25 protein-coding genes are annotated in these 26,959 nt (G+C 69.1%); 19 read left to right on the top strand and 6 right to left on the bottom strand.

From position 1 onward, the window contains the following. On the bottom strand, positions 1 to 1,488 hold a 1,488-nt coding region (locus tag F9K34_RS06995; RefSeq protein ID WP_291336195.1), incomplete at its 3' end, for a biotin carboxylase N-terminal domain-containing protein. Positions 1,489 to 1,672: 184 nt separating this feature from the next. Beyond that, positions 1,673 to 2,812: an alpha-hydroxy acid oxidase gene (locus F9K34_RS06990; RefSeq protein ID WP_291336194.1), complete on the bottom strand. Its 1,140-nt coding sequence runs from the start codon at positions 2,810 to 2,812 to the stop codon at positions 1,673 to 1,675. A 104-nt stretch (positions 2,813 to 2,916) separates the two neighbouring features. Here F9K34_RS06990 and F9K34_RS06985 point away from each other — a divergent pair, with 104 nt between their 5' ends. After that, positions 2,917 to 5,322: an ATP-dependent helicase gene (locus F9K34_RS06985; RefSeq protein WP_291336193.1), complete on the top strand. Its 2,406-nt coding sequence runs from the start codon at positions 2,917 to 2,919 to the stop codon at positions 5,320 to 5,322. Positions 5,323 to 5,808: 486 nt separating this feature from the next. Here the strand turns inward: F9K34_RS06985 and F9K34_RS06980 are convergent, their stop codons facing one another. Further along, positions 5,809 to 6,024: a DUF1127 domain-containing protein gene (locus F9K34_RS06980; RefSeq protein WP_291336192.1), complete on the bottom strand. Its 216-nt coding sequence runs from the start codon at positions 6,022 to 6,024 to the stop codon at positions 5,809 to 5,811. A 249-nt stretch (positions 6,025 to 6,273) separates the two neighbouring features. Here F9K34_RS06980 and F9K34_RS06975 point away from each other — a divergent pair, with 249 nt between their 5' ends. The 9 genes from F9K34_RS06975 to F9K34_RS06935 all read left to right on the top strand — a co-directional run bounded on the left by F9K34_RS06975 (position 6,274) and on the right by F9K34_RS06935 (position 16,330). Further along, positions 6,274 to 7,341, top strand: a complete 1,068-nt coding sequence (locus tag F9K34_RS06975; RefSeq protein WP_291336191.1) for an Mrp/NBP35 family ATP-binding protein — start codon at positions 6,274 to 6,276, stop codon at positions 7,339 to 7,341. 652 nt (positions 7,342 to 7,993) lie between these two features. Further along, the gene (gene mraZ / locus F9K34_RS06970; RefSeq protein WP_291336190.1) at positions 7,994 to 8,500 is read left to right on the top strand and encodes a division/cell wall cluster transcriptional repressor MraZ; all 507 of its coding nucleotides are present in this window, start codon (positions 7,994 to 7,996) and stop codon (positions 8,498 to 8,500) included. Between the two features lie 3 nt (positions 8,501 to 8,503). Continuing rightward, positions 8,504 to 9,499, top strand: coding sequence for a 16S rRNA (cytosine(1402)-N(4))-methyltransferase RsmH (gene rsmH, locus F9K34_RS06965; RefSeq protein WP_291336189.1), 996 nt, complete (start codon positions 8,504 to 8,506; stop codon positions 9,497 to 9,499). Then, complete coding sequence (ftsL, locus tag F9K34_RS06960) at positions 9,499 to 9,846, top strand: cell division protein FtsL (protein ID WP_291336188.1); 348 nt, start codon at positions 9,499 to 9,501, stop codon at positions 9,844 to 9,846. The genes rsmH and ftsL overlap by 1 nt, the downstream gene beginning before the upstream one ends. Continuing rightward, positions 9,843 to 11,627 carry a peptidoglycan D,D-transpeptidase FtsI family protein gene (locus F9K34_RS06955; protein ID WP_291336187.1) on the top strand — a complete coding sequence of 595 codons (1,785 nt, stop codon included), beginning with the start codon at positions 9,843 to 9,845 and terminating at the stop codon, positions 11,625 to 11,627. Before ftsL ends, F9K34_RS06955 begins: the two co-directional genes overlap by 4 nt. 20 nt (positions 11,628 to 11,647) lie before the next feature. Beyond that, entirely contained in the window at positions 11,648 to 13,129 is a 1,482-nt protein-coding gene (locus F9K34_RS06950) for a UDP-N-acetylmuramoyl-L-alanyl-D-glutamate--2,6-diaminopimelate ligase (protein ID WP_291336186.1), read from the top strand. Then, positions 13,126 to 14,571, top strand: coding sequence for a UDP-N-acetylmuramoyl-tripeptide--D-alanyl-D-alanine ligase (locus F9K34_RS06945; protein WP_291336185.1), 1,446 nt, complete (start codon positions 13,126 to 13,128; stop codon positions 14,569 to 14,571). Before F9K34_RS06950 ends, F9K34_RS06945 begins: the two co-directional genes overlap by 4 nt. After that, a complete protein-coding gene (gene mraY / locus F9K34_RS06940) occupies positions 14,571 to 15,653 on the top strand; it encodes a phospho-N-acetylmuramoyl-pentapeptide-transferase (RefSeq protein ID WP_291336184.1) in 1,083 nt (360 codons plus the stop codon). The genes F9K34_RS06945 and mraY overlap by 1 nt, the downstream gene beginning before the upstream one ends. A 65-nt stretch (positions 15,654 to 15,718) precedes the next feature. Next, positions 15,719 to 16,330 (top strand): DedA family protein, encoded by a 612-nt coding sequence (locus F9K34_RS06935; protein WP_291336183.1) that lies wholly within the window; start codon positions 15,719 to 15,721, stop codon positions 16,328 to 16,330. Here F9K34_RS06935 and F9K34_RS06930 read toward each other — a convergent pair. Continuing rightward, a complete protein-coding gene (locus F9K34_RS06930) occupies positions 16,289 to 16,711 on the bottom strand; it encodes a hypothetical protein (protein WP_291336182.1) in 423 nt (140 codons plus the stop codon). The genes F9K34_RS06935 and F9K34_RS06930 overlap by 42 nt on opposite strands. A 178-nt stretch (positions 16,712 to 16,889) precedes the next feature. Here F9K34_RS06930 and murD point away from each other — a divergent pair, with 178 nt between their 5' ends. From murD to F9K34_RS06890, 8 genes are all read left to right on the top strand, one after another. Further along, on the top strand, positions 16,890 to 18,290 hold the full coding sequence (murD, locus tag F9K34_RS06925) for a UDP-N-acetylmuramoyl-L-alanine--D-glutamate ligase (protein WP_291336181.1): 1,401 nt from the start codon (positions 16,890 to 16,892) through the stop codon (positions 18,288 to 18,290). Positions 18,291 to 18,313: 23 nt separating this feature from the next. Continuing rightward, positions 18,314 to 18,910 carry a dimethylsulfonioproprionate lyase family protein gene (locus tag F9K34_RS06920; protein ID WP_291336180.1) on the top strand — a complete coding sequence of 199 codons (597 nt, stop codon included), beginning with the start codon at positions 18,314 to 18,316 and terminating at the stop codon, positions 18,908 to 18,910. A 34-nt stretch (positions 18,911 to 18,944) separates the two neighbouring features. Continuing rightward, complete coding sequence (locus F9K34_RS06915) at positions 18,945 to 19,406, top strand: GFA family protein (RefSeq protein ID WP_291336179.1); 462 nt, start codon at positions 18,945 to 18,947, stop codon at positions 19,404 to 19,406. 104 nt (positions 19,407 to 19,510) lie between these two features. Further along, positions 19,511 to 20,677, top strand: coding sequence for a peptidoglycan glycosyltransferase FtsW (locus F9K34_RS06910; protein WP_291336178.1), 1,167 nt, complete (start codon positions 19,511 to 19,513; stop codon positions 20,675 to 20,677). Next, positions 20,677 to 21,780, top strand: coding sequence for a UDP-N-acetylglucosamine--N-acetylmuramyl-(pentapeptide) pyrophosphoryl-undecaprenol N-acetylglucosamine transferase (locus F9K34_RS06905; protein ID WP_291336177.1), 1,104 nt, complete (start codon positions 20,677 to 20,679; stop codon positions 21,778 to 21,780). The genes F9K34_RS06910 and F9K34_RS06905 overlap by 1 nt, the downstream gene beginning before the upstream one ends. Further along, positions 21,777 to 23,195, top strand: coding sequence for a UDP-N-acetylmuramate--L-alanine ligase (gene murC, locus F9K34_RS06900; protein WP_291336176.1), 1,419 nt, complete (start codon positions 21,777 to 21,779; stop codon positions 23,193 to 23,195). The genes F9K34_RS06905 and murC overlap by 4 nt, the downstream gene beginning before the upstream one ends. Before the next feature lie 4 nt (positions 23,196 to 23,199). Further along, positions 23,200 to 23,448, top strand: coding sequence for a DUF2484 family protein (locus tag F9K34_RS06895; RefSeq protein ID WP_291336175.1), 249 nt, complete (start codon positions 23,200 to 23,202; stop codon positions 23,446 to 23,448). Beyond that, positions 23,445 to 23,693, top strand: a complete 249-nt coding sequence (locus F9K34_RS06890) for a DUF2484 family protein (RefSeq protein ID WP_291336174.1) — start codon at positions 23,445 to 23,447, stop codon at positions 23,691 to 23,693. Before F9K34_RS06895 ends, F9K34_RS06890 begins: the two co-directional genes overlap by 4 nt. 115 nt (positions 23,694 to 23,808) lie before the next feature. Here F9K34_RS06890 and hpbA read toward each other — a convergent pair whose 3' ends face one another. Next, positions 23,809 to 25,845 (bottom strand): N-methyl-L-proline N-demethylase HpbA, encoded by a 2,037-nt coding sequence (hpbA, locus tag F9K34_RS06885; protein WP_291336173.1) that lies wholly within the window; start codon positions 25,843 to 25,845, stop codon positions 23,809 to 23,811. A 118-nt stretch (positions 25,846 to 25,963) separates the two neighbouring features. Between hpbA and F9K34_RS06880 the strand changes: the two genes are divergently transcribed. Further along, a complete protein-coding gene (locus F9K34_RS06880; protein WP_291336172.1) occupies positions 25,964 to 26,602 on the top strand; it encodes a TetR/AcrR family transcriptional regulator in 639 nt (212 codons plus the stop codon). Between the two features lie 18 nt (positions 26,603 to 26,620). Here the strand turns inward: F9K34_RS06880 and F9K34_RS06875 are convergent. Next, the coding region (locus F9K34_RS06875; protein ID WP_291336171.1) for a pyrroline-5-carboxylate reductase dimerization domain-containing protein at positions 26,621 to 26,959 on the bottom strand (339 nt) is incomplete at its 5' end.

Genomic DNA, 26,959 nt, shown 5'->3' with positions numbered 1-26,959 from the left:
CCGTGAACGGCCACCCCGAGACGGCCGGCCGGCCGTCTCGGGGTGGCCGTTCACGGTGATGTCGGCGATGTAGGTCAGGATCTTCGTCGCCCGGTCGCGGCGCTTGCGGAAGGCGAAGAGGTCGGACGTCGTGTCGATGAACTTCGTCGTGTAGGTGTTCGACAGGAAGGTCGGGTGCTTCAGCAGGTTGATGACGAAGTCGATGTTGGTGGAAACGCCGCGGATGCGGAACTCCCGGAGCGCCCGGTCCATCCGTGCGATCGCCTGTTCCGGCGTCGGCGCCCAGGCCGTGACCTTGACGAGAAGCGAGTCGTAGTAGCGCGTGATCACGCCACCGGAATAGGCGGTGCCGCCGTCGAGCCGGATGCCCATGCCGGTCGCTGAACGGTAGGCGGTGATGCGGCCGTAGTCGGGGATGAAGTTGTTCTGCGGGTCTTCCGTCGTCACCCTGCACTGGACCGCGTGGCCCTTCAGCGTCACATCCTCCTGCCGCGCGACGCCGGTCGCCTCGGCGAGCGTCCTGCCTTCGGCGATCTTGATCTGGGCCTGGACGATGTCGATGCCCGTCACCTCCTCGGTGACGGTGTGCTCGACCTGGACGCGGGGGTTCACCTCGATGAAGTAGAAGGCCCCGGAGTCCATATCCATCAAGAACTCGACGGTACCGGCGCATTCGTAGCCGACATGGGCGCAGATGCGCCGGCCAAGCTCGCAGATCTCGGCGCGCTGGGCGTCCGTCAGGTAGGGCGCGGGGGCGCGTTCGACGACCTTCTGGTTGCGCCGCTGCACGGTGCAGTCGCGCTCAAAGAGGTGATAGATTGCCCCGTGCTTGTCGCCGAGGATCTGCACCTCGACGTGCCGGGCGCGCAGGATCATCTTCTCCAGATAGCCCTCGCCGTTGCCGAAGGCGGCCTCGGCCTCGCGCCGCCCCTCGCGGACCTTCTCCACCAGCTCGTCGGGCCCGTTGATCGGGCGCATGCCCCGGCCGCCGCCGCCCCAGGAGGCCTTGAGCATCAGCGGATAGCCGATCTCCGCGGCCTCGCGCTTGATCGCGTCGAAATCGTCGCCCAGCACCTCGGTCGCCGGGATCACCGGGACCCCGGCCGCGATCGCCACCCGTCGCGCGCTGGCCTTGTCGCCGAGCGCGCGCATGGTCTCGGCCTTCGGGCCGATGAAGGTGATGCCGGCGGCCTCGCAGGCCTCGACGAAGTCCGGGTTCTCGCTCAGGAGCCCGTAGCCGGGATGAATCGCGTCCGCCCCGCATTCCCTGGCCACGCGGATGATCTCGGGGATCGAGAGATAGGCCTGGACCGGGCCCAGCCCCGCGCCGATCCGGTAAGCCTCGTCGGCCTTGAACCGGTGGAGCGACAGCTTGTCTTCCTCGGCATAGACCGCGACCGTGCGCTTGCCGAGTTCGGTCGCCGCCCGCATCACGCGGATCGCGATCTCGCCCCGGTTCGCCACGAGAATCTTGCGAAAATCGGCCATAGGTCCCTCCACGGTCGCACACCCCTCGCGCCGGCGCGCAGAATAGGCTCGCCGCAACGCAGCGCAATCCCCGAATCCGCCCCCGTCAGATCGCGGTAACACCCCGTTCTACATATGCGCCGGGAAAGCCCGTGCAGGAACAGGGGCGAAGTGCCGGGGCGAAATGCGACACGGCGCCGAGCGGTCAACGCGCGGGCAGAAGGCAGGCCGGAAGGTCGGCAAGTCGCCGCGCGCCGAGCTGGCCCATGTTCGCCGCCATGTCCCTTGCGAGAATGTCGATGAGATGCGCCGGTCCCGCCGCCCCGAGGGCGCCGAGTGCGTAGTGAAAGGCGCGGCCCAGCATGACGAAATCGGCGCCGAGGGCGAGCGCGCGGCAGATGTCGAGCCCGCCTTCGATCCCGCTGTCGAAGATCACCGGAAGCGTGGTGGCGGCGCGGATGGCGGGCAGGGCCTCGATCGTCGCGGGTGCGGCATCGAACTGCCTGCCGGCATGGTTCGAGACCCAGATCGCATCGACGCCTTCATCCTGCAGCCGCGCGGCGTCGTCGGGGCGCAGGACGCCCTTGATGATCAGCGGCCCCTCCCAGGCATCGCGCAGGGCCTTGAGGTAGTCCCAGTCGGGCGAGGTCCTGAGCAGGTAGCCGATATGGGCGGTCGACGAGAGGCTCGCCTTGTTCTCGGCGTAGCCGTCCATCAGCCGCATGCGCGGCATGCCCATCCGGAGCGTGCCAAGCGCCCAGGCCGGCCGCCGCATGACCTGCGCGAAGAGGCGCGGCGTCAGCTTCGGCGGCTGCGTCAGGCCGGAGCGCGTCTGCCGCTCCCGCCGGCTTGCCACCGGCACGTCCACGGTGAGGATCAGAGCGGAAAAGCCCGCCTCCTGCGCCCGCCGCAGCATGTCCTTGCGGATTTCCGGGTCGCGCGGCGGATACATCTGGAACCAGCCGTGCCGGCCAAGGGCCGGGGCCACGAACTCCGGCGTCTGGCTCGCTACGGTGGAGAGCGCATAGGGCAGGCCGGCCTTGCCCGCCGCGGCCGCGAGGAGCCGTTCCGCGTCGGGCCAGATCAGGCCCGACATGCCGACGGGGGAGACGCCGAAGGGCAGGGGGAAGGCCTGGCCGAAGAGGGTCGCGGACAGGTCGGGCGTGAACTCGCCATGCAGGATCGAGGGGCGGAACAGAACCTCGTCCAGTCTCAGGCGGTTGCGGCGCAGGGTGGCCTCCGTCCCGGTGGCGCTGTCGAGGTATTCCCAGACGAAGTGCGGGATGCGGCCCCGCGCGCGGGCCTTGAGGTCGGAGATCGCCGGGTAACGCTGGTGCAGGTCCATGTCCCGCCTTGTCGACAAGCCCCGCGTGCTTGTCCAGCACGAGGGAGGGAACAGACTGTGAACTCGACTTTAATTCACCGCGCGATGCGGCTAGATTGCCACCCATGACCCGCTTCGACGAGACCGACGCCTTCGAAGGCGCCTCCCTTTCCGCCCGCGCCATGGCCGCGCGACCGGCGCCCTATCTCGACGGCCTGAACCCGGCGCAACGGCAGGCGGTGGAGGCGCTGGAGGGGCCGGTGCTGATGCTGGCGGGCGCGGGCACCGGCAAGACCCGCGCGCTGACGGCGCGGATTGCGCATATTCTGGCGCGCGGGCAGGCCCGTCCGAACGAGATTCTGGCGGTGACCTTCACCAACAAGGCCGCGCGCGAGATGAAGGAGCGCGTGGGGCGGCTGATGGGGCAGGCGGTGGAGGGCATGCCCTGGATGGGCACCTTCCACTCGATCAGCGTCAAGATCCTGCGCCGTCATCCCGAGCTTGTGGGCCTCAAGTCGAACTTCACGATCCTCGACACCGACGACCAGATCCGGCTCCTGAAGCAGGTGATCGCGGCGGCGAATGTCGACGAGAAGCGCTGGCCGGCGCGGCAGCTCGCCGGGCTCATCGACCACTGGAAGAACCGCGCCTGGGGGCCGGAACAGGTGCCGGCGTCGGAAGCGAGCCATTTCAACAACCTGGGCACCGAGCTTTACGCGGCCTATCAGCAGCGGCTCCTCAGCCTGAACGCCTGCGACTTCGGCGACCTCCTTCTCCATGTCGTGACGATCTTCCAGAGGCACCCCGACATTCTCGAACAATACCAGCGCTGGTTCCGCTACATCCTCGTCGACGAATACCAGGACACCAACGTCGCGCAGTATCTCTGGCTGCGGCTCCTCGCGGCGAAGCACCGCAACATCTGCTGCGTCGGCGACGACGACCAGTCGATCTATGGCTGGCGCGGCGCCGAAGTCGGCAACATCCTGCGCTTCGAGAAGGACTTCCCCGGCGCGCAGGTGATCCGGCTGGAACAGAACTACCGCTCGACCGAGCATATCCTTGCCGCCGCCTCCGGCCTCATCGCGGCCAATGCCGGGCGGCTCGGCAAGACCTTATGGACCGAGGCAAAGGGCGGCGAGAAGGTGCGGCTGATCGGCCACTGGGACGGCGAGGAGGAGGCGCGCTGGATTGGCGAGGAGGCGGAGGCACTGCAACGGGGAACGCGCGGCCTTGAGCCGTTTAGCCTGAACGATCAGGCCATCCTTGTCCGTTCTTCGCAACAAATGCGCGCCTTCGAGGACCGCTTCCTGACCATCGGCCTGCCGTATCGCGTCATCGGCGGCCCGCGCTTCTACGAACGCCAGGAAATTCGCGATGCGATGGCCTATTTCCGCCTAGCGGTCAGCCCCGAGGACGATCTGGCCTTCGAGCGGGTGGTGAACGTACCGAAGCGCGGGCTTGGCGATACCGCACAATCTAAGATCAACGTGCAGGCGCGCGAGGATGGGGTCAGCCTTCTGGATGGCGCACGCTACGCGGTGGCCGCGGGTCGGATCGGTGGCAAGGGTGACGCGGCGCTGAGGGTCTTCGTCGAGGCGGTGGACCGCTGGCACCGTGCGGTGCAGGTGCCGGACTATGACCACGTTCGGCTCGCCGAAACGATCCTCGATGAATCCGGTTATACCGCCTCCTACTTCAAACCTCCGACGAGCGAAGAAATCGAACGTCGTGTTCCTCCAAGACCCAAGGACCTCGAGGCCGAAGGGCGGCTCGAAAACCTGAAGGAGCTGATCAAGGCACTGGAATCTTTCGACAACCTCCAGGGCTTTCTCGAACACGTCGCGCTCATCATGGACAATGACAGCCAGGATGCTGCGGAGAAGATCTCCATCATGACGCTCCATGCCGCCAAGGGGCTGGAATTTCCCGTCGTTTTCCTTCCGGGGTGGGAGGACGGACTTTTCCCCACACAGCGCTCGATGGATGAAGGCGGGTTGAAAGGCTTAGAGGAGGAGCGGCGCCTAGCTTATGTCGGCATCACACGGGCAGAGAAGCTTTGCACAATTTCCTTTGTCTCCAACCGACTGGTCTTCACAAAGAACTATCGAGGGTGGCAAAGCCAGATGCCGTCGCGCTTCATCGACGAACTGCCCGCCGATCATGTGGACATCCTGACGCCCCCCGGCCTCTATGGCGGCGGCTATGGCGCGGCGGCCATGACCGCCGGCCTGGAAGACCGCGCCGCGCGCGCCGATGTCTACAACTCGCCGGGTTGGAAGCGGATGCAGGACAGGGCGAACCAGCGGCCCGTCAGCCAGCCGCGCGAGGCGCGCCACGTCGTGATCGATCTCGACGCGGTGCCGGCCTTCGAGCCGGGCGACCGCGTCTTCCACCAGAAGTTCGGCTACGGCATCGTCGAGATGACCGAGGGCGAGAAGCTGCGCGTTGCGTTCGACAAGGCGGGCACGAAACACGTCGTCGCGGGCTATGTCGTGGCGGCAGAGGGCGCGGACGACATCCCCTTCTGACCTTTCGCTTACACAGATGCTTGCGCTGCAAGCGCCCGACGGGCACCCGCCCTGGGCCCGCGAGCGGGCCGCAGGGCATGGTCCCGGACCCCGGCCGCACTCGTTCACCCAAGAAAAAAGCGGCGCCCCGGGGAGGAGGGGCGCCGCTTTCGGTCTTTCGCGGCTCCAGGGAGGAGGAGGGGAGCCTGCGAAACCGGTTCGAAGACCGGCGGCATCCCAGGGAGGAGGAGGGGATGCCGCCGACTTCACACAGCGGCCCGAGGGAGGAGGGAGGGCCGCCGATGGCTTGGTGAAGATGCGGCGGTAGCAGGGAGGAGGAGGAGGCCACCGCCGCACTTCACTACGCCGGACCCGAGGGAGGAGGAGACGGGTCCGGCGCGTCGTCAGGGGCCCTTCGGCCCGATCTGGCGCGGCAGCACCAGGGAGGAGGGTGCCGCCGCGGATTTCCGGGGTCCGAGGGAGGGGAGGACCCGGGAAGCAAACTCTTCAGGCGCCGTAGGCGGCGTCCTTGGCGACCGCCGTGACCTGCGACCGGTGAATGCCGAGGTCGGCCAGGTCGCGGTCGCTCAGCGCGTTGAGCTCGCGCACCGTTTCGCGGTAGACACCGTAGCGCCGCCACTTCTCGCCCAGCTCACGCGCCACATCGGCGATGCGATCCGCAAGACCGGCATTCCCGCCGCGCACACCACTCACATAAGCCATTTTCGTCACCTTCGTCTTATCTCTGGCGCCACATCCCGGCGCCGTTGGGAGGAAGATGCGCTCTATGCTGCAGATGCACAATACCCCCGCAGAACAATGCTGCCATGCAGCGAACGCATGGCGCCGCCAAAGAAATTTTCGTTACGTAGCGGCAACTTGCCGCAGCCGGCAGCGAGGGAATCCTCAGGTGGTTGCTCTTTCCGGCAATGCGTCCAATCTTTGTGCATACCGACCGGAGGATGCCCCGTGATGAGCGTGACGCGCGACGCCGTACTTGACTGCCTTTCCCGCATCTCGCTGCCCGACGGCGGCACGCTCCTGTCGCGCGACCTCGTACGCGCGCTCGAGGTGGAGGGCGGCACGGTCCGCTTCGTCATCGAGGCCGCCGATGCCGCGCAGGCGCGCGCTCTCTCCGGCGCGCGCGACGCCGCCGAGGTGGCGGTCCGGGCGATCCCCGGGGTGACCGGGACCTCGATCGTGCTGACCGCGCACGGGCCGGCGGCGAAACCGGCGCCGAGCCTGACGATCGGCGGGCATCCGACGCCGCAGGCGGGGCCGCAGCCCATCGCCGGGGTGCGGCGCATACTCGCCGTGGGCTCGGGCAAGGGCGGCGTCGGCAAATCCACCGTCTCGTCCAACCTCGCCGTCGCCCTGGCGCGGGCGGGCCGCAAGGTGGGCCTTCTCGACGCGGATATTCACGGGCCCTCGCAGGCCCGCATGATGGGCGTCTCGCAGCGCCCCGCCTCACCCGATGGCAAGACGATCATTCCGCTCAGGGCCCATGGCGTCACCATGATGTCGATTGCCCTCATGCTGAAGGAGGGCGAGGCGGTGATCTGGCGCGGCCCGATGCTGATGGGGGCGCTCCAGCAACTCCTCGGCCAGGTGGCGTGGGGCGATCTCGACGTGCTGATCGTGGATCTGCCGCCGGGCACGGGGGACGTGCAGCTCTCGCTCGCCCAGAAGGTGCCCGTGACCGGCGCGCTCATCGTCTCGACGCCGCAGGACGTGGCGCTGATCGACGCGCGCCGCGCGATCAACATGTTCGAGAAGCTCAAGGTCCCCGTCGTCGGGCTGATCGAGAACATGTCGAGCTATGTGTGCCCCAACTGCGGGCATGAGGCACATATCTTCGGCCACGGCGGCGTTGCCACCGAGGCGGCGGCGATCGGCCTGCCGTTCCTGGGTGAACTGCCGCTCAGCATCGACGTGCGGCTGTCGGGCGACGCGGGCACGCCGGTCGCGGCCGCGGACGGGCCGGTGGCCGAGGCCTATGGCCGGCTGGCCCGGCGTCTGATCTCCGGCGGCATGGCCTGACGGTCGTCAGCCGGGATTTCATGGCCGCCGGCGTGGCCGGGCATCGCTTCTACGGGAATGCGTGGGAAACGGCGGCCGCATTCGCCTGAAAACCGAATCACGCGTGATCACCAGGGCGTGATTGCACTGGGAACCGCACGGATTCGCACAGGTCTCCGGCCCGGCGTCCAGAATTGACGCGATTTTTCCGGGAATTCATGGGACTCGTCGGCGACAAGCTTCTTTCTATATGTTGTTGCCAAATAATTCCAAACATCTACAGATGGAGAAAGCCTGCCCGGTGGGTGCCCAATATGCTGTTCTGGCATCGGGTCAGACACCACCTCTGGTAGGCCGGTCTTCACATTTTCCTGTTGATTCCCATGAAATCCCATGTCATCCCTGATTCACCGATGAGGACGGGCTAAAACGGGCACCAAGACCCAAAAGGCGTAAGTCAGGTTTCATACAGGCACCCGCTTTCATCGAACCAAGAGATCCGGCGCGCACGCGAGCAGACATCCCCCCAGGTGGCAGCGCAGTCGGACACCCCAGTGATGGGACGAGGGCGGCGGATCGGGCAGTGGCAGCAGCCCGATCCGCCGTTGTCTTTCCGGGCCTGGTCAAGCGGCGGTGACACCCGGGGGAGGGGACAGGCAAGGAGCGCGGGCCCTTGGCACGCAGGTTCAGAGGTTCGGATACGTTCAAGGTGGATGCGAAGGGCCGCGTCTCCATTCCGGCCCCGTTCCGCCGCGTGATCGAAGCCTCGGACCCCGACTGGACCGAAGGGCTCCGCCCGAACATCGTCATCGTCTACGGGCCCGAGACCCAGGACTGGCTCGATGTCTATTCGATGGACGCCGTGCACGAGATCGACGCGCAGATCGCGCTGATGCAGCGTGGCTCGCACGAACGCCTGATGAACGAGGAGCTGATGTATGGCCAGTCGTTCGAGGCGCAGATCGACGATGACGGCCGGCTCACCATTCCGCAGAAATACCGCGACAAGATCGGGCTGAAGGGCGAGGCCTTCTTCATCTCGGCCGGCGACTATTTCCGCATCTGGAGCCCCGAGGCCTACGAGGCAAAGGCCGCCCGCCGCAGCGCGCGCCTTGCCGACCAGTATCCCGAGGACTTCGACCCGCGAAGCCTCTTGCCGCCGCTTCCGCCGAAGGGCTGAGCCATGGCCGCTGCCGCCGCCCGCCCGACCGATCCCGCGCCCCACGTCCCTGTCCTCCTCGGCCCGCTTCTCGCGGCGGTCGCGCCGGTCGCCGGCCTCTGGGTCGATGGCACCTTCGGCGCCGGCGGCTATGCGCGCGGACTGCTGGAGGCCGGGGCCGACCGCGTCATCGGCATCGACCGTGATCCGTCCGTCTTCCGCATGGCGCAGAGCTGGGCCGGCGCCTATGGCGACCGGCTGACGCTGGCACAGGGCACCTTCTCCGAGCTCGACCGCATCGCGGGCGGCCCGGTGGATGGCGTCGTTCTCGACCTTGGCGTCTCCTCGATGCAGCTCGACCAGGCCGAGCGGGGCTTTTCCTTCCAGAAGGACGGCCCCCTCGACATGCGCATGGGCGACGAAGGCCCGACTGCCGCCGACCTCGTGAACACCGCCACCGAGGTCGAGATCGCCGACATCCTCTTCCACTACGGCGAGGAACGCGCGGCGCGGCGGATCGCCCGCGCCATCGTCGCGGCGCGGCCCTTCTCGCGTACCCTGCAACTCGCCGCCGTGATCGAACGCTGCCTGCCGCGGCAGAAGCCCGGGCAAAGCCACCCCGCCACCCGCAGCTTCCAGGCGATCCGCATCGCCGTGAACGACGAGTTCGGCCAGCTGGCCGAGGGCCTCGCCGCCGCCGAACGGGCTCTGAAGCCGGGCGGCCGGCTTGCCGTGGTCACGTTCCATTCGCTCGAGGACCGCATCGTGAAACGCTTCTTCCAGCTCCGCTCGGGCGCGCAGGGACAGGGCAGTCGCCATGCGCCCGAACGCGCACAGGTGGAGCCCGCGTTCCGGATGATCACGCGCCGCGCCGTCGCCCCGGACGAGGCCGAGCTAGCCACGAACCCGCGTGCCCGCTCCGCGAAGCTCCGCGTGGGCCAGCGCACCGATGCCCCAGCCGCCGAGGCGCCCCGCGCGGCGCTCGGCCTTCCGAAACCCGCGCTGAAGGACCATCGCTGATGCGCAGCCTCCTCCTCGTCCTCTCCGCCTTCGCCGTCATGGCTCTCGGCTTCTGGGCCTACCGGGAGAATTACCGGACCCAGGGCGAACTGGCCGAGGTGCGCCGCCTTCAGGCCGAGATCGGCGAGATGCGCGAGGCGCTAAGCGTGCTGAACGCCGAATGGGCCTATCTGAACCGCCCCGACCGGTTGCGGGAACTCGCCGAGATCAACTTCGAGCGCCTCGGGCTTCTCCCGTTCGAGCCGCGCCAGTTCGGCTCGGTGGCGGCCGTAAGCTACCCGGCGATCGCGCTCCCGCCGATCACCGAGCCCGTCGACACGATCGCGCTCAACGGAAACGCCCCATGATCCGCACGCCGCTCCGCCCGCTCGCCCGAATCCTCTCGGCCCGCGCCAAGGGAGAGAATCCCGATGTGATCGAGCGCGAGAACATCCGCATCCGCCACGAGGCCATGCGCGACTCGGCGCGCATGCGGGCGGAAGGGCGGCTGCTCGTCCTCGGGCTCGCCTTCCTCGCCGGGTTTGCCGCTGTCGGCTTCCGGATGGGCGTGCTGGCCTCCGCCGACCCGGCGGAGCCGGCCACCGCGGCTACCGGGGCGGCGATCATCGCGCAGCGGGCCGACATCACCGACCGCCAGGGGCGCATCCTCGCCACCAACCTCGTGACGCATTCGCTCTATGCCCAGCCGCAGCAGATGGTGGATCCGGCTGGCAGCGCGCGGAAGCTGGCGCAGATCTTCCCCGATCTCGACGCGGACCGCCTCGTGAAGGACTTCACTGGCACCCGGAAGTTCCTGTGGCTGAAGAAGAAGATCTCGCCCGAGCAAATGCAGTTGGTGCACGAGATCGGCGATCCCGGGCTCCTTTTCGGTCCGCGCGAGATGCGGCTCTATCCGAACGGCGCGATCGCGGCCCATGTCCTCGGCGGCGCGAGCTTCGGGCGCGAAGGCGTATCCTCGGCCGAGGTCGTGGGCACGGCTGGCGTCGAAAAGACCTTCGACCGCTGGCTCCGCGACCCGGCGAACGGTGGCGCGCCGCTCCGGCTCTCGCTCGACCTCACGATCCAGTCCACGGTCGAGGACGTGCTTTCGGGCGGCATGAAGCTGATGAACGCCAAGGGCGCGGCTGCGGTGCTGATGGACGCGAAATCTGGCGAGATCGTCGCCCTGGCCTCGCTGCCGGATTTCGACCCGAATACCCGGCCCGCGCCGGCGACGAAGGGCGACCCGTCCGACAACCCGCTTTTCAACCGGGCCGTGCAGGGGGTCTATGAGCTCGGCTCGACCTTCAAGATCTTCGCCATCGGCCAGGCACTCGACCTCGGCCTCGTTGCGCCCGAGACGATGGTAGAGACGAAGGGGCCGATGGTCTGGGGCAAGTTCCGCATCCGTGACTTCCACAACTACGGGCCGCAACTCTCCGTCACCGACGTGATCGTGAAATCCTCGAACATCGGCACCGCGCATGTCGCCCAGATGATCGGCGGCAGCCGCCAGCAGGACTTCCTCGGCAAGCTCGGCCTCTTCGACCCGACGCCGGTCGAACTCGTGGAGGCGCCGGGCGCGAAACCGCTGAAGCCGACGAAATGGCCCGAGATCACCACCCTCACCGTCTCCTACGGCCACGGCGTGGCCGCGAGCCCGCTGCACCTCGCGGCGGCCTATGCGACGATGGTCAACGGCGGTACCCGCGTCGCGCCCACGCTCCTGATGCGGGCCAACGCGGAGCCCGGGCCGCGCGTGATCAGCGAAGCGACCTCGGCAATCATCCGCGACCTGCTCCGCCAGGTCGTCGTGCGCGGCACCGCGACCTTCGGCAACGTCCCCGGCTACGAGGTGGGCGGCAAGACCGGGACGGCCGACAAGCCGAAACCCACGGGCGGCGGCTATTACAAGGACAAGGTGGTGGCGACCTTCGCCGCGGCCTTCCCGATGTCGGACCCGAAATACGTCCTTGTCGTCTCGCTCGACGAGCCGGTCGAAACCTCCGGCACCGAGCCGCGCCGCACCGCGGGCTGGACCGCCGTGCCGGTCGGCGCCGAGATCATCCGCCGCGCCGCGCCGCTTCTGGGGCTGCGGCCCGTGCTTGAACCCGTCGCCGAGGCCGGGGTAATACGCGTCTCCAACTGAGGGCGGAAGCGGGGCAGACCATGGCCGAGACAGGGAAATCGCTCTCCGAACTGGGCCTGCGCGCCCAGGGCGGGCGCGAGGCGCGCATCATCGGCCTTTCGGTCGACAGCCGGCAGGTGAAGCCCGGCCATCTCTTCGCCGCCTTGCCGGGCACGAAGATGCACGGGGGCGAGTTCATCCAGTATGCCCTGCGGATGGAGGCCGCCGCGATCCTGACCGACCGCGCCGGCGCCGAGATCGCGAAGGCCGAGCTTGCCGGTTCGGATGCCGCCCTCGTCGTGGTCGAAGACCCGCGGCAGGTGCTTGCCTACACGGCGGCGCTCTGGTTCGGCCGCCAGCCGGAAACCATGGTCGCCGTCACCGGCACCTCCGGCAAGACCTCCGTCGCGACCTTCACGCGCCAGATCTGGCAGGCGCTCGGCCATCGGGCGGCGAACCTCGGGACGATGGGCGTGCTCGGCGATTTCACCGCGCCGCTCGCGCACACGACACCCGAACCGATCACGCTCCACCGCGTGCTGCGCGACATGGCCGAGGCCGGCGTCACCCATGCGGCGATGGAGGCCTCCTCGCACGGGCTCGACCAGGGCCGGCTCGACGGCGTGCGGCTCAAGGCCGCCGCCTTCACCAACTTCAGCCAGGACCACCTCGACTACCACGCGAACTTCGACGAGTATTTCGCGGCGAAGGCTGGGCTTTTTGCCCGCGTCCTGCCCGAGGACGGGACCGCGGTGATCAACATCGACGATCCGCGCGGACGCGAGATGCTGGCGATCGCGCGCGGCCGGGGCCAGCGGATCGTGACCGTCGGGCGCGATTCGGCGGCCGACCTCCGCATCGCCGCGCAAAGGTTCGACGCCACCGGGCAGGACCTGCGCTTCACCCTTCAAGGGCGCCCGCATCTCGCGCGGCTCGCCCTCATCGGCGGCTTCCAGGCGGAAAACGTCCTCGCGGCGGCCGGCCTTGCCATGGCCTCGGGCGATGCGCCCGAGGCGGTCATCGCCACCCTTCCCGGCCTGACGACCGTGCGCGGGCGGATGGAACTGGCCGCCAAGCGCGACAACGGCGCCACGGTCTTCGTCGACTATTCCCACAAGCCCGGCGCGCTCGCCTCGGCGCTCCAGTCGCTGCGGCCGCATGTCATGGGCCGCATCGTCGTCGTCTTTGGCGCCGGCGGCGACCGAGACCGGCTGAAGCGCCCCCTGATGGGCGAGGTGGCGGCGAAACATGCCGACGTGGTGATCGTGACCGACGACAACCCCCGCTCCGAGGACCCCGCCGCGATCCGCGCCGAGGTCATGGCGGGCTGCCCCGAGGCGACGGAGGTCGGCGACCGGGCCGAAGCCATCCTCAGGGGCGTCGATGCGCTCGGCCCCGGCGACGCGCTCCTGATCGCCGGCAAGGGTCACGAGACGGGCCAGATCGTCGGCCACGACATCTATCCCTTCGACGATGCCGAACAGGCCTCCGTTGCCGTGGCGGCACTGGAAGGGCGGATATGAGCGGGCTCTGGACCTCCGCCGAGGCGGCCGCCGCCACGGGCGGGCGGGCCACGCGGGCCTTCGCGGCGACCGGGCTTTCCATCGACACGCGGACGCTTGCGCCCGGCGATCTCTTCGTGGCGCTGAAGGACCTCCGCGACGGCCACGACTTCGTGCGGGCGGCCCTCGACAAGGGCGCCGCGGCCGCGCTCGTCTCGCGCGTCCCCGAAGGCTGCTCCGAGGCCGATCCGCTGCTGATCGTGGCGGACGTTCTTGCGGCGCTGACGGCGCTGGGGCAGGCGGGCCGGGCGCGCGCCCGGGCGAAGGTGATCGCCGTGACCGGTTCGGTCGGCAAGACATCCACCAAGGAAATGCTGCGCGCCGTCCTCGCCGGGCAGGGCCGGGTGCATGCGGCCGAGGCCAGCTTCAACAACCACTGGGGTGTGCCGGTGACGCTGGCAAGGATGCCCGCGGACGCCGATTTCGCGGTCGTCGAGATCGGCATGAACCACCCCGGAGAGATCGCGCCGCTCGCCCGTCTCGCCCGGCCGCACGTGGCGATGATCACCACCGTTGCACCCGCGCATCTGGAGGCCTTCGAGAGCCTCGAAGGCATCGCCCGCGAAAAGGCCGCGATCTTTCAGGGGCTGGAACCCGGGGGAATCGCGGTCATCCCCTCGGGCCTTGCGGTGACGCCGATCCTTGCCGCCGCGGCGGCCGGTGGGGCCCGGACGCTGCGTTTCGGGGCCGAGCCGGGCGACGACTACCGGATCACCGACGTGACCCTCGCCCAGGACACGACCATCGTGCGCGCCACCCGCCACGGCGCGCCGCTCCTTTTCAAGGTGCAGACGGCGGGGCGGCATTTCGCGGCGAACGCCCTGGGCGTGCTCGCGGTGGCCGAGGCGGTGGGCGCCGACCCGGCCGTCGCCGCCATCGACATCGGCCGCTGGCGCCCGCCGGCCGGGCGCGGCCAGCGCCAACGCATCTACATGGATATCGTCGACGACGCACAATCCTTCGACCTGATCGACGACGCCTTCAACGCCAACCCCGCGTCGATGGACGCGGCGCTCGAGGTTCTCGGCGCGGCCGAGCCGCGCGACGGGATCGGCCGGATCAAGGGCGGGCGCCGCATCGCCGTCCTCGGCGACATGCTGGAGCTCGGCCCGACCGAGGCCGACCTGCACCGCGCGATCGCACGCCACCCGGCGATGGAGCGCATCCAGCTCGTCCACTGTGTCGGTCCGCGGATGCGCGCGCTCTGGGACTGCCTGCCGCGGGCGAAGCGCGGCGAGTGGCATGAAACCGCGGCCGATCTCGCGGCGCGGGCGTATCAGATCGCCGATGCCGGCGATGTCTTGCTCGTCAAGGGCTCCAAGGGCTCGAAGGTCTCGCTCGTGGTTGACGCCCTGCGGAAACTCGGGCAACCGGGCGCGGCCGAAGCGCGGGGGACGGAGTAATGCTTTACTGGCTGTCGGGGCTGGCCGAGGGCGGGGACGTCTTCAACCTCTTTCGTTATATCACCTTCCGCGCCGGTGCTGCCTTCTTCACGGCACTCCTCTTCGGTTTCCTCTTCGGCCGCCCGCTGATCGACCTTTTGCGGCGCAGGCAGGGCAAGGGCCAGCCGATCCGCGACGACGGGCCCCAGAGCCATTTCGCCAAGGCCGGCACGCCGACGATGGGGGGGCTTCTCATCCTCTCCGCGATCCTCGTCTCGACCTTGCTCTGGGCGCGGCTCGACAATCCGTACATCTGGATCGTCCTCTTCGTGACATATGGTTTCGGCCTCATCGGCTTTGCCGACGACTACGCCAAGGTGACGAAGCAGAACACCAAGGGCGTGTCCTCGCGCATGCGGATGCTCCTCGGCCTGCTGATCGCGGCCTTGGCCGGCGGCATGGCGGCCTATGTCCACCCGACGGACCTCACCAACCAGCTCGCCTTTCCGGTGTTCAAGAACACGCTGCTGAACCTCGGCTGGTTCTTCGTTCCCTTCGCCATGGTCGTCATCGTCGGCGCCGCGAACGCAGTGAACCTGACCGACGGGCTCGACGGGCTCGCCGTCATGCCGGTGATGATCGCGGCAGGCACGCTCGGGGTCATCGCCTATGCCGTGGGCCGGATCGACTTCACCGAATACCTCGGCGTCCACTACGTTCCCGGCACCGGAGAGATCCTGATCTTCACTGCCGCGCTCATAGGCGGCGGGCTCGGGTTCCTCTGGTATAACGCGCCGCCGGCCGCGGTCTTCATGGGCGACACCGGGTCGCTCGCGCTCGGCGGCGCGCTCGGCGCCATCGCGGTGGCGACGAAGCACGAGATTGTGCTGGCCATCGTTGGCGGCCTCTTCGTGGTCGAGGCGCTCAGCGTCATCATCCAGGTGGCCTATTTCAAGCGCACCGGCAAGCGCGTCTTCCTGATGGCGCCGATCCACCACCATTTCGAGAAGAAGGGCTGGGCCGAGCCGCAGATCGTGATCCGCTTCTGGATCATCTCGCTCATCCTCGCGCTCATCGGCCTTGCCACGCTGAAGCTGCGCTGAGCCCGGCGCAGGGCTTGCCGCCCGCCGCCGCTGCCGTCATCCTGCGCCCGAACCGGGAGGGGCGGATGGCGCTGGAGCAGGTGCTTGCGGACTGGGGCCTGCCGGCGATCGCGGCCGGCAGTTTCCTGGAAGGCGAGGGCGTGGCCTTCATGGGCGGCGTTCTGGCGCACCGGGGCTTCTTTCCGGTCGAGGCGGCCGCGCTGGCCGCGGCGCTCGGCGCGCTCTGCGTCGATCAGGCAGTCTTCCACATCGGCCGGCACCTGGCCCGTTTTCCCCGCGCGCGCGGCGTCCTGGAAAGGCCCCGTACGCGCAAGGTCGCGGGTTGGGTCCGGGCGCATCCCGACCTCCTCTGCATGTCGTTCCGGTTCCTCTACGGGCTCAAGACAGTGGGCGCATTGACGCTCGGTGCGGCGGCCATTCCGCCCGTCCGGTTCTTCGCGCTCGACCTGGTCGGCTGCCTTGTCTGGGCCCATGCCGTGACCGCGCTCGGGTTCGGCGCGGGCCATGCGGTCGAGCGGGTCTTCGGCCGGATCGAGACGCACCATCACCTCGTGATCGCGCTGGTGCTGGCCGCCCTGCTTCTCGGCGCCGCGGAACTCTTGCGCCGGCTGTGGCGGCCGGGCTCCGCCGATGCGTCAGGCGGCGATGTGGCGCGAGGGAAGGGAGGCGATGACTGACCATTCCCGCGCCCCGGGGTGGGCGGTGAGCCTGCGGATCACCAGCGCGCCGCCCACGACCACCGTTGCGGCCAGAAGGGGCGACTGCTGCATCGCCGTTCCGAACTCCGGATGGCCGAAGGCCGCGACGGCCGCGGCCAGACGCGCGATGGCGGTGGCCTCGACGAAGGCAGCGAGCGCGGGCAGCAGGACGCTGGTCAGCATGGCGGCAACGCCGACGACGGCCGCCGTCAAGAGGCCGGTGAAAAGCGGCAGCGGCACGCCGTGCACGGTGATGTCGTGGCGCAGGAACCCGATGACGCCGGCCGCGAAGGCCATGAGCGTGGCGAAAAGGATCAGGCGGCGCGCCGCGCGAAGCCTCAGTCCGACAAGTCCGACCATCGACACCCCCAGGGTTTTCCCCGAGGATCAGTCTGACATCTGAATCGAGCGTGAACGCGACCGAATCCGAGCCGGATTGTGGCAGGGGCGGGCGACAGGATGCCGTCCGGATCGCCCCGGCTTGCAGGCGGCGGGGGCGCGCGGCATTGTCCGCGGGCATGAGGGGAAGGGCCGCGTCATGATTCCAGTGCAGGGATTCGAGGGCCGCAAGGTCGCCGTGCTGGGGCTCGGCCGGTCGGGACTGGCGACCGCCGCGGCGCTGACGGCCGGCGGCGCCGTTCCCTGCCTCTGGGACGACGCGCCCGAGGCCCGGGCGAAGGCCGAGGCGGCGGGACTCACGCTTTCCGACCTCGCCCGCGCCGACGCCTGGGAGGGAGTCGCGAGCCTCGTCGTCTCTCCCGGCATCCCGCATCTCTACCCTCAGCCGAACCGGCTGATCGCGAGGGCGATCGAGGCGGGCGTTCCCGTCGACAACGACATCGGGCTCTTCTTCCGGTCCTTCGCGACGCGCGGCTGGGACGAGATGGCGGTGGCGCCCAAGGTCGTCGCCGTCACCGGGTCGAACGGCAAGTCCACCACCACCGCGCTGATCCACCACATCCTGAAGGTCGCGGGCCGGCCGACGCAGATGGCCGGCAACATCGGCCGCGGCGTCCTGGACCTCGATCCCGGGCAGGAGGGCGAGGTGGTCGTGCTGGAGCTGTCTTCGTACCAGACCGAGCTTGCCCGCGCGCTGACGCCCGACATCGCGGTCTTCACCAACCTCTCGCCGGATCACCTCGACCGCCACGGGGGCCTCGGCGGCTATTTCGCCGCCAAGCGTCGGCTCTTCGCCGAAGGGGGCCCCGACCGCGCCGTGATCGGCGTGGACGAGGCGGAGGGGCGGTTCCTGGCCAACCAGATGGCCGAGGGGGCGGCGGACGACCGGGTGATCCGCATCTCCTCCGGCCGCAAGCTCGACGGCGAGGGCTGGTCGGTCTTCGCCCGCAAGGGGTTCCTTGCCGAATGGCGCAAGGGCCGGCAGGCGGCCGCGATCGACCTGCGCGAGGTCAGCGGCCTGCCCGGCGCGCATAACCACCAGAACGCCTGCGCGGCCTACGCGGCGGCGCGCAGCCTTGGCGTCGCGCCGAAGCTGATCGAACAGGCGTTCCACTCCTTCGAGGGGCTGCCGCACCGCAGCCAGCTTGTCACGGAACGGAACGGGGTGCGCTTCGTGAACGATTCGAAGGCGACCAACGTGGACAGCGCCGCCAAGGCGCTGCAGGCCTTTCCGAGGATCCGCTGGATCGCCGGGGGGCTCGGCAAGGAGGGTGGCATCGCCGGGCTGAAGCCCTTCCTCGGAGCGGTCGTGAAAGCCTATCTCATCGGCCATTCCGCGCGCGACTTCGCGCTGGAACTGGCCGACACCCCGCACGAGATCTGCGAGACGATGGAACGTGCCGTGGCGCGCGCGGCCGAGGAGGCGACGGCGGGGGAGACGGTGCTCCTCGCGCCGGCGGCGGCCTCCTTCGACCAGTACCCGAACTTCGAGAAGCGGGGCGAGGATTTCGCGGAGCGGGTGCGGGCGCTTGCCGGATAGGATCCGCGGGAGGGGACAGAGCGATGTTTCGGTCAGGGTCCGGTCGTGATCATGCGGTTGCCGACTTCCTCGCCGCGCTGGAGACGGCGGTGATGGCCGACGCGCCCGAGGGGTCCGAGGAACGGGGCGCCGCGGCGCTGGTCTTCGACCGCTGCCGGCGCCGGACCGGAGCGGTGGCAGCGTCCGCCCCGGTGGAAAGCCCGGTCTGTGGGGTCCTGCCCGGGGCACTCGCCGTGGCGCAGCCGGCGCTGCGCCAGGCCGTCGCCGAAGCGCTCGCCGCGCTCGCCCCGCGCCTTCGGTGGAAGCCGCGCGCATCGGCAACCGACCCCGCCTTCCGCGACGCCCATGCCAACGCGACCGTGCTCGGCCCCGGCGGGATCGAGGAGCGCGAGGATGTCTGGATCGGCGTCACGCTGATGGCGCCCAATGTCGACTATCCCGAACATTCCCACCCGCCCGAGGAGGTCTACCTTGCCCTGACGCCGGGCGAGTGGTGGAATGCGCGGATGGACTGGACCGACCCGGGGCCGCACGGGCTGATCTACAACCCGCCCGGCATTGCCCACCGGATGCGTTCCGGCGAGACCCCCTTTGTCGCGGTCTGGCTCCTGCCGAGCTAGGGGCCATCGGGGCGCGCATGCGGCGGAGGAGAGCATGGACGGTCACTGCACCTGCGGACGCATCCGCTTCCGGCTCACCGACCGGCCGCTCTTCGTCCATGCCTGCCACTGCACCTGGTGCCAGCGCGAGACCGGGGGGCCACATGCGGTCAACGCGATGATCGAGACCGGCCGGATCGAGATCCTCGCCGACGATCCGATCGAGATCCTGACACCCTCCGCCTCGGGCCGGGGCCAGATCATCCTGCGCTGCCCGGACTGCTGCGTGGCGCTCTGGTCGCATTACGCGGGCGCGGGGCGGAAACTGGCCTTCGTCCGCGTCGGCACGCTCGCCGACCCGGCCGCCTGTCCGCCCGACATCCACATCTTCACCGCCACGAAGCAGCCGTGGTACGTGATTCCGGAAGGCGTCCCAGCGGTGCCGGAATACTACGACCGCGCGCAGTACTGGCCGCCCGCCTCGCTGGCGCGGCGGGCGGCGCTCATGGACGGCTGAACCCGCCGGCCGGCCAAGTTGTTCTGGCGCCCGCGCCGGTTCCGCGCTAAGCTCTTCCGCAGACCCGGAAAACGGGCGACGTGAGGCAGTGAAGGCGGTATCCCATGACCGAGATGGTTTACGGCACCGTGCCCGCTCGGGCGGGCGAGCCGGTGCTTCCCCGCTGGTGGCGGACGATCGACAAATGGTCGCTCACCTGCGTTCTCATCCTCTTCGGCATCGGGCTCCTGCTCGCGCTCGCGGCCTCGGTGCCGCTCGCCGAAAAGAACGGGCTCGACCCCTATTACTACGTCGCGCGCCAGACCTTGTTCGGCGGCATCGCGCTCGCGGCGATGTGCGTCATCTCCATGCTCTCGCCCGAGGCGGTGCGGCGGATCGGCGTCATCGGCTTTTTCTCTGCCTTCGTCGCGCTCGTCCTCCTGCCGCTTTTCGGGACCGACTTCGGCAAGGGCGCGGTGCGGTGGTATTCGCTCGGCTTCGGGTCCTTCCAGCCCTCGGAATTCCTCAAGCCCGGCTTCGTCATCATGGCCGGATGGCTCATCTCGGCTGCGATGGAGATCAACGGCCCGCCAGGCCGGCTCTACAGCTTCGTCCTGGCGCTCGTCATCGTCCTCTTCCTCGCCCTCCAGCCCGATTTCGGCCAGGCCTGCCTCATCCTTTTCGCCTGGGGCGTGATGTATTTCGTGGCCGGTGCGCCAATCGTGCTGCTGTCGGTCGTCGGCGGGCTCGTCGTCGCGGGCGGGCTCTTCGCCTATGACGCCTCCGAGCATTTCGCCCGCCGCATCGACGGCTTCCTTGCCGCCGAAATCGACCCGCGAACCCAGATCGGCTATGCCACCAATGCGATCCAGGAGGGCGGGTTCTTCGGGGTCGGCGTGGGCGAGGGGACGGTGAAATGGTCGCTGCCCGACGCGCATACCGACTTCATCATCGCCGTCGCGGCGGAGGAATACGGGCTGATCCTCGTCCTTCTCATCATCGCGCTCTACGCCGCGATCACCGCGCGGTCGCTCTTCCGTCTCCTGAAGGAACGCGATCCCTTCATCCGTATCGCCGGCACCGGGCTTGCCTGTGCCTTCGGGGTGCAGGCGCTCATCAACATGGGTGTCGCGGTGCGGCTTCTGCCGGCGAAGGGCATGACGCTCCCGTTCGTGAGCTACGGCGGGTCGTCCGTCATTGCCTCCGGGATCGCAGTTGGCATGCTGCTGGCACTGACCCGCAGCCGGCCACAGGGGCGGATCGAGGACGTGCTCCTGAAGCGGGGCCGCTGATGGCCGCGCCGCTTCTCCTCATCGCCGCGGGCGGCACCGGCGGGCACATGTTTCCCGCCCAGGCGCTGGCCGAGGCGATGGTGGCGAAGGGCTGGCGGGTGAAGCTTTCCACCGACGCGCGCGGCGCGCGCTACGCCGGCGGCTTCCCCAGGGCCGTGACCATCGAGGAGGTCGCCTCGGCCACCTTCGCGCGGGGTGGTATCGCGGCCCGGGCGCTGGTGCCCCTGCGCATCGCGGCGGGCGTGGCGGGGGCGTATCTGGCGGTGCGCCGCGACCGGCCGGCAATCGTTGTGGGCTTCGGCGGCTACCCCTCGATTCCGGCGCTCGCCGCAGCGGTGCTGCTGAAGATCCCGCGCTTGATCCACGAACAGAACGGCGTTCTCGGCAAGGTCAACCGCGCCTTCGCCTCCCGCGTCCGTCTCATCGCCTGCGGCACCTGGCCCACCGACCTGCCCGAAGGGGTGGAGGGGAGCCACACCGGAAACCCCGTGCGCGCCGCCGTCCTCGAACGCGCGGGCGCGCCCTATATCCCGCCCGGCGACTACCCGATGAGCGTGCTCGTCATCGGCGGCAGCCAAGGCGCGCGCATCCTCTCCGACATCGTGCCCGCCGCGCTCGCGCTCCTGCCCGGGCCCCTCCACGCCAATGTCCGTGTCGCCCACCAGGCCCGCCCGGAGGACCGGGATCGCGTCATCGCGGCCTATGCCGGGGTTGGCATCCGCGCCGAGGTCGAACCCTTCTTCGAGGACGTGCCGCGGCGGCTGTCCGAGGCGCAGCTTGTGATCTCGCGTTCCGGCGCCTCGTCGGTCGCCGACATTTCGGTGGTGGGGCGGCCCTCGATCCTTGTCCCCTTCGCGGCGGCGGCGGGCGATCACCAGACCGCCAACGCCCGCGGCCTCGTTGCCGCCGAGGCAGCGATCCTCATCCCCGAATCCCGGCTTGACGCCGCCACGCTCGCGGGCCATGTCGCCGCGGTCCTGGAAAACCCGTCAGCCGCGGTGCGCATGGCCCATGCCGCACTCTCCTACGGGATCCCGGACGCGACGGACCGCCTCGTGCAGCTCGTCGAAGCCCTGACCGAAGACGCGAAAGAGGTGCCATGAACGCTGCCGCCGCCACCAAGCTTCCCGGGGAACTCGGCCCCATCCACTTCGTCGGCATTGGCGGCATCGGCATGTCCGGCATCGCCGAGGTGCTGATGACGCTCGGCTACCGCGTGCAGGGCTCGGACGCGAAGGCCTCGAAGATCACCGACCGGCTGGTGAAACTCGGCGCGACCTTCTTCGAGGGCCAGCGGGCCGAGAACGTCGGCGAGGCGGCGGTCGTCGTGATCTCCTCGGCGATCAAGAAGGGCAATCCGGAACTGGAGGAGGCGCGGCGGCGGGGCCTTCCCGTGGTGCGCCGGGCCGAGATGCTGGCGGAACTCATGCGATTGCGCTCGAACGTCGCCATTGCCGGGACGCATGGCAAGACCACGACGACGACGATGGTCGCCACGCTTCTCGACAAGGGCGGGTTCGACCCGACCGTGATCAATGGCGGCATCATCCATGCCTATGGCTCCAACGCCCGCGCCGGGGCGGGGGAATGGATGGTGGTCGAGGCCGACGAGTCGGACGGCTCCTTCAACCGCCTGCCCGCCACCATCGCCATCGTCACCAACATCGACCCCGAGCACATGGAGCACTGGGGCACGATCGAGGCCCTTCGCAGGGGGTTCCTCGACTTCGTATCGAACATCCCCTTCTACGGCGTCGCGGTCTGCTGCACCGACCATCCCGAGGTTCAGGCGCTGGTCGGCAAGGTGACCGACCGCCGTGTCATCACCTTCGGCTTCAACGCCCAGGCCGATGTGCGCGCGGTGAACCTCACGTTCGAAGATGGCAAGGCGCACTTCGATGTGCTCCTGCAGGGCGAGGGCGAAGGTTCGAAAATCGAAGGCTGCACCCTGCCGATGCCGGGCGACCACAACGTCTCGAACGCCCTCGCCGCGATTGCTGTCGCCCGTCACCTCGGGATGAAACGGTCCGAGATCCGCGAGGCGCTGGCCGGATTCGCCGGCGTGAACCGGCGTTTCACCCGGGTGGGCGAGGTGTTGGGCGGCGTGACGATCATCGACGACTACGGCCATCACCCGGTGGAGATCGCGGCCGTGCTGAAAGCCGCGCGGCAGGCCACGAAAGGCCGCGTGATCGCCGTCCATCAGCCCCACAGATACACGAGATTGTCCAATCTTTTCGAAGACTTCTGCACCTGCTTCAACGAAGCCGACGTGGTCGCCATCGCCGAGGTCTATGCTGCCGGCGAGGACCCGATCCCAGGCGCCTCGCGCGACGACCTCGTCGCCGGGCTGATCGCCCACGGCCACCGCCACGCCCGCGCGATCCTCAGCGAGGAGGACCTCGAACGGCTGGTGCGCGAGCAGGCGCGACCCGGAGATATGGTGGTCTGCCTCGGTGCGGGCACGATATCTGCCTGGGCCAACGCCCTGCCGGCCCGTTTCGGCGGCAAGGGGTGAGCCGGTGACGGCGCCCATTGTCGCCGCCTGTGTCTGGGTCGTCGCGGCGACTGCGGTGGCCTTCCTGCCGATGCGGGTCCAGAGGATCCTGGGCCTGCCGCTGGTCGCGGCGGCGCTGGCGCTGATCATCTGGCTCTCGCGCGCGGTGAGCCCCTGGATCGGCGTGGCGGCCCTGGCAGCCTTCGTCTCTATGTTCCGCAAACCATTGATATATTTTGCGAAACGCCTTCTGCGGAAGGGACCGGCGCGATGACCGGCTCGATCCTCGCCGCCTGTATCTGGGCCGTGACCGCGACGCTGATCGCGTTGCTGCCCTCGCGCGATCATCACTGGCGCGCGGCCTACGGGCTGATCGCGGCCGGCATCCCGATCCTCGGCTGGGTGACCTACGAGAACGGCCCCGGGGCCGGCCTCCTCGTGCTCGCCGCGGGCGCCTCGATCCTGCGCTGGCCGTTGATCTATCTGTGGCGCTGGCTCCGGCGCCGCGCGATGGACTGACTGCGGACGGCCGCGTCCCGCCGCCGTCGGTTTCGCGTCGGTTTCGCGTCGGTTTTCCGTCCCGACGGGGGGATCGGCCCGTTAACCGGACTTCGGCAGGCTTCCGGGCGCGTGGTCAGAGATCCTTCACCAGCCGCAGCGCGTCGTAGATCGCCGCATGGGTATTGCGCGCGGCCACGGCGTCACCGATGCGGAAGAGACGGAAGCGCCCGTCGGGATTGCGCACCACGTCCTGCAAGCCGCCGGAGGAAAGCGCCTCGTAGTCCACCTCGCCGAGGTTCCGCGACCGCGGCTTCAGGTCGAAGTAAAGCTCGTCGAGCGGTCGCGTGCCGTGGTTGACGATGACCTGATCGACGAGACGCTCGCGCCGGAAATCGCCGTAATCGCTGCCCAGCGTGGCGCGGAGCCTGTTGCCTTCGCGCGCCACCGCAAGCAGCCGCCAGGTCACGGTGAAGGTCGTGTCCCGCTTTTGCAGGTTGCGCATGTAGGGCACGAGGTTCATCGCCATGACCTCGGGTGCGAAGCTGCGGTCGGGCGTCACGATCTCCACCGCCGCGCCGGTGGCGGAGATGAGGTCGGCGGCCTGAAGTGCGGAATGGTCGCCCGCGTCGTCGAAGATGAGCACGTTCTGCCCCGGCTTCACATCGCCCGAGAGAATGTCCCAGGCCGAGTGGACGAGGCCGTTGCCCTCCGCCAGCACCTCGGTGTGGGGCAGCCCCCCGGTGGCGACGATCACCTCGTCGGGCTCGGTCGCCAGCACGGTGTCGGCGTCGGCATAGGTGTTGAAGCGGAAGGAGACGCCCTTCTTTTCGCACTGTGCCATGCGCCAGGCGATGATCGAGGTCATCTCGCGCCGGCGCTCGTCGCGTGCGGTCAGGCGGATCTGCCCGCCCGGTCGGTCGGCGGCCTCGAAGACCGTGACTTCGTGCCCGCGCTCGGCCGCGACGCGGGCGGCCTCCACCCCGGCGGGACCGGCGCCGACGATCGTCACGCGCTTCTTCGCGGGCGCGGCCGGGATCGAGTGCGGCATCGTCTCCTCGCGCCCCGTCGCGGGGTTGTGCAGGCAGAAGGCGAGGCCGCCCTGATAGATCCGGTCGAGGCAGTAGTTGGCGCCGACGCAGGGGCGGATGTCGTCCTCGCGGCCCTCGACGATCTTGCGCACGATATGCGGGTCGGCCATGTGCGCGCGGGTCATGCCCACCATGTCGAGCTTGCCGGCGGCGATGGCGTGGCGCGCGGTCGCCACATCGGGAATCTTGGCGGCGTGGAAGGTCGGGAAGCCGGTCGCGGCGCGGATTTCGCCGGCGAAGTCGAGGTGCGGGGCATTCCGCATGCCCTGGATCGGAATGACGTCGGTCAGGCCCGGATCGGTGTCGATATGGCCCTTGATGATGTTGAGGAAATCGACCAGCCCGCTGTCCTTCAGCTTCTGCGAGACCACGATTCCCTCTTCCCGGGTCATCCCGCCGGGCAGGTCCTGATCGGCCGTGTAGCGCAGGCCGACGATGAACCCGTCGCCGCAGCGGGCGCGGATCGCGCGCAGCACGTCGAAGGTGAAGCGCAGGCGGTTGTCGAGGCTGCCGCCCCAGGGCGCATCGAGATCGTTGGTCAGCGGCGACCAGAACTGTTCGAGGAGGTGGCCATAGGCTTCCAGCTCGATCCCGTCGACGCCGGACGCCTTCATCCGCTCGGCGGCGTCGGCGAAGTCCTCGACGATGCGGGCGATGTCCCAGTCCTCGATGCGCTTCGGAAAGGCGCGGTGCGCCGCCTCGCGCTCGTGGCTGGGGGCAAGCACGGGCAGCCAGTCGCCCTTGTCCCAGCGGGTCCGGCGGCCGAGGTGGGTCAACTGGATCATCACCGCCGCGCCATGGTCGTGGCATTCGTCGGTGAGCTGTTTCATCCAGCCCACGACCTCGTCCTTCCAGGCGAGGATGTTGTTGAACACGGGCGGGCTGTCGCGCGAGACCGAGGCGGAACCCGCCGTCATGGTCAGCGCCACGCCCGCCTTGGCGCGCTCCACGTGGTAGGCGCGGTAACGGCCCTTCGGCATCCCGTCCTCGGGATAGGCCGGTTCGTGGCTGGTGATCATGATGCGGTTGCGCAGCGTCAGGTGCTTCAGCCGGTAGGGCTGGAGGAGCGGATCGTTGGACATGCGGCGACTCCCTGTCATCCTCGGCGCAGTTCAGCAAAAATGTTCACAGATGTCAAGATTACAGTCACCATAGAACATTTTCTTGCAGAGCCGCGGCGATCCGCCTACCGTGCCCGGCATGGCTGGCGACGAGAAGACCGGGACGGGCTGGCGCGGATCGCGCGAGGGGTGGCTGGAAGCGGCCTATGGCGCATTGATCCGCGAGGGCGTCGAGGCGGTCAAGGTGATGGCGCTGGCCGATGAGCTGAAGCTGTCGCGCACCAGCTTCTACTGGTTCTTCGAGAACCGCAACGACCTCCTGGCCGCGCTCGCCGACATGTGGGAGGCGCGGACGACCGCCCCGCTGGTCGCCGCGACGCGGGAATACGCCGAGACCGAGACCGAGGCGATGCTGAACGTGATCGCCTGCTTCCTGCGGGCCGAGACCTTCGACGCGAAGCTGGAATTCGCGATGCGCGGTTGGGGCCTCAAGGACCCTGCCATCCTCGCCCGCGTCACCGCGGCCGACGGGCAGCGGCTGGAAGCGCTGACCCGGTTGCTCGAACGCTGGGGTCACGATCCGCAGGATGCCGACGTGCGGGCGCGCACCGTCTACCTCGTGCAGATCGGCTATGTCTCGATGCAGGTCGAGGAGACGCTGGAGACCCGGCTCACGCGGATTCCGAACTACGTCGAGATCTACACCGGCCATCCGCCGGAGCCGCGCGAGATCGCGCGGTTCCGGGGTCGCTTCGGCCTTGGCGCGGGGCCGGACTGACGGCCTGGCGGGCGCCTGTCAGAAGCTGAGCGCCTTCCGCGCGGCGGCCGCGAGGGCGCGGCCGATCGCCCCGGAGAAGCCCGCAGCCTCGGCCGCGTCGAGCCCCGCCGCGGTGACGCCCCGGTAGCCGTGGTAGGCCGCGAGCAGCGCCTCGACCGCCTCGGGACCGGCACGGAACAGATCCGGCGCGTCGCAGACGACGGAGGCGACCCCGCGCCAGGCGACGTCGGGCGCGATGCCTTCCGCGCAGGCGTGGCGGAACATGGCCTGCGCCATCAGCGCGGGATAGGCCGCGCCGGAGCCGGAGAGCGCGGCCAGCACGGCAAGCTGGGCCTCGTCCGCCACGCGGTCCACCGT

The organism is Albidovulum sp. (genome assembly GCF_008933605.1).
GTDB lineage: Bacteria > Pseudomonadota > Alphaproteobacteria > Rhodobacterales > Rhodobacteraceae > Albidovulum.
Note: the sequence above shows the minus strand (reverse complement) of the source record. Positions and strands in the feature narration are given on the sequence as shown.

Bases quoted from the DNA above. Each gene is read 5' to 3' on its own strand.
- F9K34_RS06990 (WP_291336194.1), bottom strand. From the start codon at position 2,812: ATGGACCTGCACCAGCGTTACCCGGCGATCTCCGACCTCAAGGCCCGC.
- F9K34_RS06985 (WP_291336193.1), top strand. From the start codon at position 2,917: ATGACCCGCTTCGACGAGACCGACGCCTTCGAAGGCGCCTCCCTTTCC.
- F9K34_RS06980 (WP_291336192.1), bottom strand. From the start codon at position 6,024: ATGGCTTATGTGAGTGGTGTGCGCGGCGGGAATGCCGGTCTTGCGGAT.
- F9K34_RS06975 (WP_291336191.1), top strand. From the start codon at position 6,274: ATGAGCGTGACGCGCGACGCCGTACTTGACTGCCTTTCCCGCATCTCG.
- rsmH (WP_291336189.1), top strand. From the start codon at position 8,504: ATGGCCGCTGCCGCCGCCCGCCCGACCGATCCCGCGCCCCACGTCCCT.
- ftsL (WP_291336188.1), top strand. From the start codon at position 9,499: ATGCGCAGCCTCCTCCTCGTCCTCTCCGCCTTCGCCGTCATGGCTCTC.
- F9K34_RS06955 (WP_291336187.1), top strand. From the start codon at position 9,843: ATGATCCGCACGCCGCTCCGCCCGCTCGCCCGAATCCTCTCGGCCCGC.
- F9K34_RS06950 (WP_291336186.1), top strand. From the start codon at position 11,648: ATGGCCGAGACAGGGAAATCGCTCTCCGAACTGGGCCTGCGCGCCCAG.
- F9K34_RS06945 (WP_291336185.1), top strand. From the start codon at position 13,126: ATGAGCGGGCTCTGGACCTCCGCCGAGGCGGCCGCCGCCACGGGCGGG.
- mraY (WP_291336184.1), top strand. From the start codon at position 14,571: ATGCTTTACTGGCTGTCGGGGCTGGCCGAGGGCGGGGACGTCTTCAAC.
- F9K34_RS06935 (WP_291336183.1), top strand. From the start codon at position 15,719: ATGGCGCTGGAGCAGGTGCTTGCGGACTGGGGCCTGCCGGCGATCGCG.
- F9K34_RS06930 (WP_291336182.1), bottom strand. From the start codon at position 16,711: ATGGTCGGACTTGTCGGACTGAGGCTTCGCGCGGCGCGCCGCCTGATC.
- murD (WP_291336181.1), top strand. From the start codon at position 16,890: ATGATTCCAGTGCAGGGATTCGAGGGCCGCAAGGTCGCCGTGCTGGGG.
- F9K34_RS06920 (WP_291336180.1), top strand. From the start codon at position 18,314: ATGTTTCGGTCAGGGTCCGGTCGTGATCATGCGGTTGCCGACTTCCTC.
- F9K34_RS06915 (WP_291336179.1), top strand. From the start codon at position 18,945: ATGGACGGTCACTGCACCTGCGGACGCATCCGCTTCCGGCTCACCGAC.
- F9K34_RS06910 (WP_291336178.1), top strand. From the start codon at position 19,511: ATGACCGAGATGGTTTACGGCACCGTGCCCGCTCGGGCGGGCGAGCCG.
- F9K34_RS06905 (WP_291336177.1), top strand. From the start codon at position 20,677: ATGGCCGCGCCGCTTCTCCTCATCGCCGCGGGCGGCACCGGCGGGCAC.
- murC (WP_291336176.1), top strand. From the start codon at position 21,777: ATGAACGCTGCCGCCGCCACCAAGCTTCCCGGGGAACTCGGCCCCATC.
- F9K34_RS06890 (WP_291336174.1), top strand. From the start codon at position 23,445: ATGACCGGCTCGATCCTCGCCGCCTGTATCTGGGCCGTGACCGCGACG.
- hpbA (WP_291336173.1), bottom strand. From the start codon at position 25,845: ATGTCCAACGATCCGCTCCTCCAGCCCTACCGGCTGAAGCACCTGACG.
- F9K34_RS06880 (WP_291336172.1), top strand. From the start codon at position 25,964: ATGGCTGGCGACGAGAAGACCGGGACGGGCTGGCGCGGATCGCGCGAG.